The 8,201-nt window shown below is 42.4% G+C and carries 4 protein-coding genes; 2 read left to right on the plus strand and 2 right to left on the minus strand.

All coding sequences use genetic code 11. The annotated features are described in order from the left end of the window. Positions 1-69: 69 nt before the first annotated feature. On the minus strand, positions 70-4,518 hold the full coding sequence (locus V7K42_RS00855; RefSeq protein WP_334912652.1) for a putative Ig domain-containing protein: 4,449 nt from the start codon (positions 4,516-4,518) through the stop codon (positions 70-72). 409 nt (positions 4,519-4,927) lie between these two features. Here V7K42_RS00855 and V7K42_RS00860 point away from each other — a divergent pair, with 409 nt between their 5' ends. Then, entirely contained in the window at positions 4,928-6,076 is a 1,149-nt protein-coding gene (locus V7K42_RS00860) for an alanine--glyoxylate aminotransferase family protein (protein WP_334912654.1), read from the plus strand. Between the two features lie 332 nt (positions 6,077-6,408). Beyond that, complete coding sequence (locus V7K42_RS00865; protein WP_334912656.1) at positions 6,409-6,813, plus strand: NIL domain-containing protein; 405 nt, start codon at positions 6,409-6,411, stop codon at positions 6,811-6,813. Between the two features lie 16 nt (positions 6,814-6,829). Here the strand turns inward: V7K42_RS00865 and V7K42_RS00870 are convergent, their stop codons facing one another. Then, the gene (locus tag V7K42_RS00870) at positions 6,830-7,900 is read right to left on the minus strand and encodes a DUF3616 domain-containing protein (protein ID WP_334912658.1); all 1,071 of its coding nucleotides are present in this window, start codon (positions 7,898-7,900) and stop codon (positions 6,830-6,832) included. Between the last annotated feature and the right edge of the window lie 301 nt (positions 7,901-8,201).

The following is an 8,201-nucleotide window of genomic DNA, read 5'->3' on the forward strand; positions in this document are numbered from 1 at the left end:
TGGATGTTTGAGTGGTTTATTCGACACACTACTTTTGACTTTGCCACTCTTCAGATGTACGGAGCTTGTTCAAAAATCAAATAGGAGTCCTATAGCAACTGTAAGTGTGAATACATCACTGACTTCATCGCCAGAAATATCCTTAGCGGTAACTTTGATATTCTGATTACCTAAATTATCCACCGTAGGAATACCACTAAAATTCCGGGTAGCAGTATTAAAACTCAACCAACTGGGTAGGGGGTCGCCGTTTTCAAGAGTAGCAGTGTAGCTGAGAATGTCTCCAGCATCAACATCAATGAAGGTGTTCTCTGGGATAGTGAAATTGAACTGCGTATTTATCACTACCTTTGGATTAGCGATCGCCGTAACTAACTCTGGTGCATCGTTGACATTCTTAACAGTGAGTGCAAAGTCATCACTGACTGGAACCCCCAAAATATCCCTAGCGGTAACTTTGATGTTGAGGTTAGCAACGTTTGCATTTAAGGGAGTACCACTGAAGGTTTTGGTCGCAGCATTAAAACTCAACCAACTGGGTAGAGGGTCGCCATTTTCAAGAGTTGCAGTATAGGTAAGGGTATCTCCAGCATCAACATCAGTAAAGGTGTTTGCTGGGAAAGTAAAATTGAAAACCGTGTCTTCTGTTGCTTCTTGGTCAGCGATCGCCGTAACTAACTCTGGTGCATCATTGACGTTCTTAACGGTGAGTGTAAAGACATCACTCACTTTCGCAAGAGAAGTATCTGTAGCAGTAACTTTAACCTTAAAGTTACCAACGTTGGCATTTAAGGGAGTACCACTAAAATTCCGGGTAGCAGTATTAAAACTTAACCAACTGGGTAGGGGGTTGTCGTTTTCAAGAGTTGCAGTATAGGTGAGAGTGTCGCCAGCATCAACATCAATGAAGCTGTTTTCTGGGAAAGTGAAATTGAAAACCGTGTCTTCTGTTACTTCTGGGTCTGCAATTTCATTCACCACTTCTGGCGGATCGTTGACGTTCTTAACAGTAAGTGTAAAGACATCACTCACTTTCGCAAGAGAGGTATCTGTGGCGGTAACTTTAATGTTCAAGCTACCGACGTTTGCATTTAAGGGAGTACCACTGAAGGTTTTAGTTGCAGCATTAAAACTTAACCAACTGGGTAGGGGATTGTCGTTGTCGAGAGTCGCAGTATAGGTGAGGCTATCTCCAGGATCGATATCAGTAAAGGTGTTTGCTGGGAAAGTAAAATTGAAAACCGTGTCTTCTGTTGCTTCTTGGTCTGCGATCGCTGTAACTAACTCTGGTACATCGTTGACGTTCTTAACGGTGAGTGTAAACACATCACTCACTTTCGCAAGAGAGGTATCTGTGGCGGTAACTTTAACGTTCAAGCTACCGACGTTTGCATTTAAGGGAGTACCACTGAAGGTTTTGGTCGCAGCATTAAAACTTAACCAACTGGGTAGGGGATTGTCGTTGTCAAGAGTTGCAGTATAGGTGAGGGTATCTCCAGCATCAACATCAATGAAGCTGTTTGCTGGGAAAGTGAAATTGAAAACCGTGTCTTCTGTTGCTTCTTGGTCTGCGATCGCTGTAACTAACTCTGGCGGATCGTTGACGTTCTTAACGGTGAGTGCAAAGACATCGCTTGCTTTCGCAAGAGAAGTATCTGTAGCAGTAACTTTAATGTTCAAGCTACCGACATTTGCATTTAAGGGAGTACCACTGAAGGTTTTGGTCGCAGCATTAAAACTCAACCAACTGGGTAGGGGATTGTCGTTGTCGAGAGTCGCAGTATAGGTGAGGCTATCTCCAGCATCAACATCAGTAAAGGTGTTTGCTAGGAAAGTAAAATTGAAAACCTTGTCTTCTGTTGCTTCTTGGTCAGCGATCGCTGTAACTAACTCTGGCGGATCGTTGACGTTCTTAACGGTGAGTGTAAACACATCACTCACTTTTGCAACAGAGGTATCTGTGGCGGTAACTTTAATGTTCAAGCTACCAACGTTTGCATTTAAGGGAGTACCACTGAAGGTTTTGGTCGCAGCATTAAAACTTAACCAACTGGGTAGGGGATTGTCGTTGTCGAGAGTTGCAGTATAGGTGAGGATATCTCCAGGATCGATATCAGTAAAGGTGTTTGCTGGGAAAGTGAAATTGAAAACCGTGTCTTCTGTTGCTTCTTGGTCTGCGATCGCCATAACTAACTCTGGTGCATCGTTGACGTTCTTAACAGTAAGTGTAAAGACATCGCTTGCTTTCGCAAGAAAAGAATCTGTGGCGGTAACTTTAACGTTCAAGCTACCGACGTTTACATTTAGGGGAGTACCACTGAAGGTTTTGGTCGCAGCATTAAAACTTAACCAACTGGGTAGTGGGTTGTCGTTGTCGAGAGTTGCATTATAGGTGAGGGTGTCTCCAGGATCGATATCAGTAAAGGTGTTTGCTGGGAAAGTGAAATTGAAAACCGTGTCTTCTGTTGCTTCTTGGTCTGCGATCGCCATAACTAACTCTGGCGGATCGTTGACGTTCTTAACGGTGAGTGCAAAGACATCGCTTGCTTTCGCAAGAAAAGGATCTGTGGCGGTAACTTTAACGTTCAAGCTACCAACGTTTGCATTTAAGGGAGTACCACTGAAGGTTTTGGTCGCAGCATTAAAACTTAACCAACTGGGTAGGGGATTGCCGTTGTCAAGAGTGGCAGTATAGGTGAGGGTGTCTCCAGGATCGAGATCGGTAAAGGTGTTTGCTGGAAAAGTAAAATTGAAAACCGTGTCTTCTGTTGCTTCTTGGTCTGCAATTTCGTTCACTAGCACTGGATTTTGGTTAATCCTGTAGCGTGCTAGAGCAAAGTTAGCGCCGGTTACTCCTGCGAGTATTATCCTACCGTCAGCTTGTTGGGTAAGAGCGTAGGCATTATCAGTACTCTTTGTGCCGATATCAGTAGTAACTTTGCCAGTAGTATTGAAATCAGTGTCAAGACTGCCATTGCTGTTGTAACGTACTAAAGCAAAGTTATTAGCACTGGAACCCGCCACTAGAATTTTGCCATCAGCTTGTACGCTAACGCTGTAGGCGGTGTCGGTCGTCTTTGAACCAATATCAGTAATAACTTTACCACTACTGCCAAAGCTGGTGTCAAGACTACCATTACTGTTGTAACGTGCCAAAGCAAAGTCATTACCGCCTTTTCCCGCCAGGATAATCTTGCCATCAGCTTGCACAGCAATGCTATAGGCTATGTCAGTACTCCCAAAGTCAGTAGTAACTTTGCCAGTAGTATTAAAACTAGTGTCGAGACTGCCATTGCTGTTGTAACGCACCAGAGCAAAGTTACTGGTACTGGAACCCGCTACCAGAATCTTGCCATCAGCTTGCACGCTAACGCTATAGGCGGTATCGCTCGTTTTTAAACCAATATCAGTAGTGACTATGCCATTAGTACCAAAGCTGGTGTCAAGATCGCCATTGCTGTCATAACGTACCAGGGCAAAGTTATTAAAACTCCCTCCCGCTACCAAAATCTTGCCATCACCCTGTATGGCAACGCTGTAAGCACTATCGTTAGTGCCTGAACCGATATCAGTAGTAACTTTGCCAGTAGTATTAAAATTAGTGTCGAGACTACCATTGCTGTTGTAACGCACCAGAGCAAAGTTATTACTACTCACTCCTGCTACCAAAATCTTGCCATCAGCTTGTAAGGCAATGCTTCTGCCAGTATCGGTAGTGCCTGAGGCAATATCAGTAGTAACCTTACCATCACTATCAAAACTGGTATCGAGACTACCATTGCTGTTGTAACGCACCAGAGCAAAGTTATTACTACTCACTCCTGCTACCAAAATCTTGCCATCGGGTTGGACGACAACACTTCTAGCAGTATCGCTAGTACCTGAGCCGATATCAGTAATGACCTTACCATCACCATCAAAGCTAGTATCAAGAAGTACTACAGAGAAAACTGAAGTGTAGGCTGCTATTACTTCTTGCCCAAATGCCAAAGGAGGAACAATAGCCCCTGTAGAAACCTCCAGTTCCCAATCACCACCTAATGCAGCGTTCCCTGTCAAGTCATTAGAGGCAGCTACTACTGCACCTGTCAATTCGCTCAGACAGCGTATAAACAAAACACCTGGCTCTGTTTGAGCTACGTTGCAACCATACAGCAGTAGTTGTGCATCTTCACTCAAAGCATTAGCCCAACCCATCAGGTCTGCTGCGTAGTGGTTGAGGGTTTCGTAGCTAAGTTGACTGTTGCCCAAATAAATGCACCCAGGTGCGCCGTGGGAAACAATGTGCAGACTAGTGATTCCCTGATGAGACTCCAGCACTTGACTAATTTGCTTAATGCCATCTTGGTTGGCATCTAAAACTACAACAGAAGTATCTGCTAAAACACCCATTACCAGACTTTGGTAATCCTCAACCTGTGGGTCAATAAAAACTATGCGGGTAGAATAAAAATCTAAAGTTGGGTTAGTACCAATATTGATAAATAATCTTTTATTTATAACAGTGTGCTTTGTCATAACTAAGTACCTGATATTGAGCAAAAATGAAAATCTTTGCAGGTAATTTATGGTAGATGCATTCAATTTAGGAATAAAATAAACTCTTTTCCTCAGTAAATACACTAATTTAGTTAATGAGATTTCAGGAATTTGTGGGCATAAAAAGTACTTTCAATGCTTGATGAAAAAAGGAAATATGTTGATTAGGTAAAAAGCTTTCAAAGTCAGTTAAATCAAAAAACATTTATAAATTGATACAAAAATCTTGTCCTATTTATGTTTAAAACTAATTTCCGACAAAGTTCGTTCAGGAACTGCATACAACAAGCAATAGAGAAACAGACTTTTCAAGTTGCACTGAGTTTTTTCAAAAATGAAATAGGAGTCCTATATGATGCGGTAAGTATCGTCTAGGCGAAGATAGATTATGACGCAAACAATTTCAATCAATGACTCTGGGCGCTTGCAACTCACACCACTAGAAATCCCATCTCGTCTACTATTGGGGCCTGGGCCATCGAATGCCCATCCCACAGTTCTCCAGGCGATGAATACCTCACCAGTTGGTCATCTTGACCCAGCTTTTCTTGCACTCATGGATGAAATTCAGTCATTGCTACGCTACGTATGGCAGACAGAAAACCCACTCACCATTGCAGTCAGTGGTACGGGAACAGCTGCAATGGAAGCAACGATCGCTAATGCTGTTGAACCTGGTAATGTAGTTTTGATTGGTGTAGCTGGTTATTTTGGTAATCGCCTCGTAGATATGGCTGGACGTTATGGTGCTGATGTGCGAACCATTACCAAACCTTGGGGACAAGTCTTCAACCTAGATGAACTCAAGACTGCCTTAGAAACTCATCGTCCGGCTATTTTAGCTCTAGTTCATGCCGAAACTTCCACCGGCGCACGGCAACCCTTAGAAGGAGTCGCTGATTTGTGTCGTGAATTTGGCACTTTGCTGCTGGTGGATACTGTGACAAGTTTGGGTGGGGTTCCATTGTTTTTGGATGCTTGGGGAGTTGACTTAGCCTATAGTTGTAGCCAAAAAGGGTTGGGTTGTCCGCCTGGTGCTTCGCCTTTTACTATGAGTGCGCGTGCAGTTGAGAAATTGCAACAGCGCCCAACAAAGGTTGCAAACTGGTATTTGGATATGTCGTTACTGGGTAAGTATTGGGGCGCTGAACGCACCTATCACCACACAGCACCGATTAATTTATACTACGCATTGCGGGAAGCACTACGTTTGCTTGCAGAAGAAGGATTAGCAAACTCCTGGCAAAGGCATCAAAAAAACGTAGAGTATCTCTGGGAAGGGTTGGAGAATTTAGGACTGAGTATGCACGTTAAACAAGAGTATAGACTACCAACTCTTACTACTGTTTGCATTCCAACAGGAGTAGATGGGAAAGCGATCGCACAACAGTTACTCAGCGAACATAATATTGAGATTGGTGGTGGTCTTGGCGAACTCGCGGGTAAAGTCTGGCGCGTGGGATTGATGGGCTTTAATAGTCGAAAGGAAAGTGTTGACCAACTTTTAGCAGCACTGCGGCAGGTTTTGCCTAAGTAGTTTTTCGGCTAAACAAGTGCGTTAGCAGTAGCTTAACGCACTTTATCTGACGCTACAATTATCAAAACAGAATTCAGGAGTCAGGAGTCAGAATTGAGTTGGGTATTCTGACCGAAAAAGCGGATAGCGCCGGCCGCAAGCGAGTCTGCGTACCCCTGCTCTTAAGCAAGCTAGCAAGAGCGTCTTGATTCTGACAGGAGTTGACAGGAAACGTCTCCGCCTCTTGTTAGCGGATAGCTAAGGTTTAGCCCATTCTGGCGTATCTGTTTTCTTCTTCAACGAGTTACAAAACTTTCAATACGTTACAACAGAAAAAACCCGCTGCTAAACCTGTGAAAAAAAGAGTAACACTTACCTTCCCGAAACGCGCTGTGCAAATGCCAGTTACTTATGTACTGGCCAAAGAGTTCAACGTCGCTGCCAATATTATCCGCGCCCAAGTTGCCCCAAATCAAATTGGCAAACTGGTAGTAGAACTAGCTGGAGATATCGATCAATTAGATGCCGCTATCGAATGGATGCGATCGCGGCATGTTAACGTTTCTTATACTTTAGGTGAAATTGCGATCAATGAGGATGTGTGTGTCCATTGTGGCTTGTGTACTGGGGTTTGTCCTACTGAAGCCCTGACTCTCCACCCTGAGACGTATAAACTAACATTCACGCGATCGCGTTGTATCGTCTGCGAACAGTGTATCCCCACTTGTCCCGTACAAGCAATCTCTACTAACCTTTAACAATCCAAAATTGATCCTATTCCAGCTTAAACACATCTGCTACTACACCACCATCACCCACAAACCTAGTTTTGGCTGGAGAGTCATAAACTACCAATAGCGAAGGTATACCAGCTACATCCTGAAACAGTGTCATTCCTTCAGCACGATCTTCCCGATTTCCATAGGGAATATCTTGTACAAAATCTGGATTGCTGAAGATATTTTCTCGCAAGTTAACGCCATTTGTCCAACGATACACTTGCATGGGCCCATCTAAATCCATCGTTGGGCCGGCTAAAATCAACAAATCTTTTCCATCTACACACAAATCCCGAATTCCCAAGCCATTCAACCAGATAAAATGCTTTTTATATAACTCCTTCGCTTCTCCAATTGGCCGCAGTTTTAGAATTCCAGCGCTAGAATCTTCTAACTCAATTTCCAGTATCACAGCCCAACCCCGCAATACAGGCCCACGCAAACCCAAAAAAATCCGGTTTTGATAAACACCTATTCCTTCAATATCAAAACCGTTATCTTTTCCTGGAATTAATGCTTTGATAAACAAGCCTAAATGGGGATCGTCTGCCAAAGCTGTCATCAGCACATTACCCTGTTCCGTTATCTCTAGTTTAGCAGCACTCAACTGCACATCTAGATTTTGGGGATGTGGATAAGATAAAAATAACTTCCCGTCTATTAAAGGAATCCGTCCTAAGACGTAACGATTAAATTCTGACTCAATTTTTGCCAGCCTTTTAAAGTTTTGGACATCAGTTTTATCATCGGTCTTGGCTTTTTTACGTTTGTAGCTATGAGAACCAACAAACCATAGATAATCATCAGTGTAAGCAAGTCCTTCTATATCAATTTCTTGATCTTCTGGTGCAGGTAAGTCGATAAATTCTGCTACTCTAAATTGTTGATGCTCTGTAAATTTGTCAGTATCAGCTAAAGATAGACGCTCAATAGTTGAGGTTTCATCTGACCCTAACCATAAATACTTCTGATGTGTTAGCAGCACTGCTGATAAGTCTTCTCTATGTTCTTTAAAATTATCTACAAAAGTCAATAAAACTTGATTACACAAATTTGAGTTTGACATTTTAAATCATCTTCATGGTTACAAAAAGATTAATCATGATATCATAATGAATAATTTAATTTAATCTCAATATTTTTAGAAGCTCTTGTACATATCAAATTGCAATGGGTAAGTCTTCTCCATACCTATTGATAGATGCTGCATATTTTTTCTATAAATATGCAGCATCTACCAATAGTTATAATAAAAACTTTCAATTCTCAAGAACGAAGAAATATAACAATACCATTAGATGAGATACAAACTTTTAACTAATGTTATTATGCAATCACCTCATGAGGTATGTCATTAAGATAAATTA

Origin of the sequence: Nostoc sp., assembly GCF_036917455.1 — a bacterium.
GTDB lineage: Bacteria > Cyanobacteriota > Cyanobacteriia > Cyanobacteriales > Nostocaceae > Nostoc.

What these genes read in the sequence shown, in the direction of transcription:
- V7K42_RS00855 (WP_334912652.1), bottom strand. Translation starts at nt 4,518, where the DNA reads ATGACAAAGCACACTGTTATAAATAAAAGATTATTTATCAATATTGGT.
- V7K42_RS00860 (WP_334912654.1), top strand. Translation starts at nt 4,928, where the DNA reads ATGACGCAAACAATTTCAATCAATGACTCTGGGCGCTTGCAACTCACA.
- V7K42_RS00870 (WP_334912658.1), bottom strand. Translation starts at nt 7,900, where the DNA reads ATGTCAAACTCAAATTTGTGTAATCAAGTTTTATTGACTTTTGTAGAT.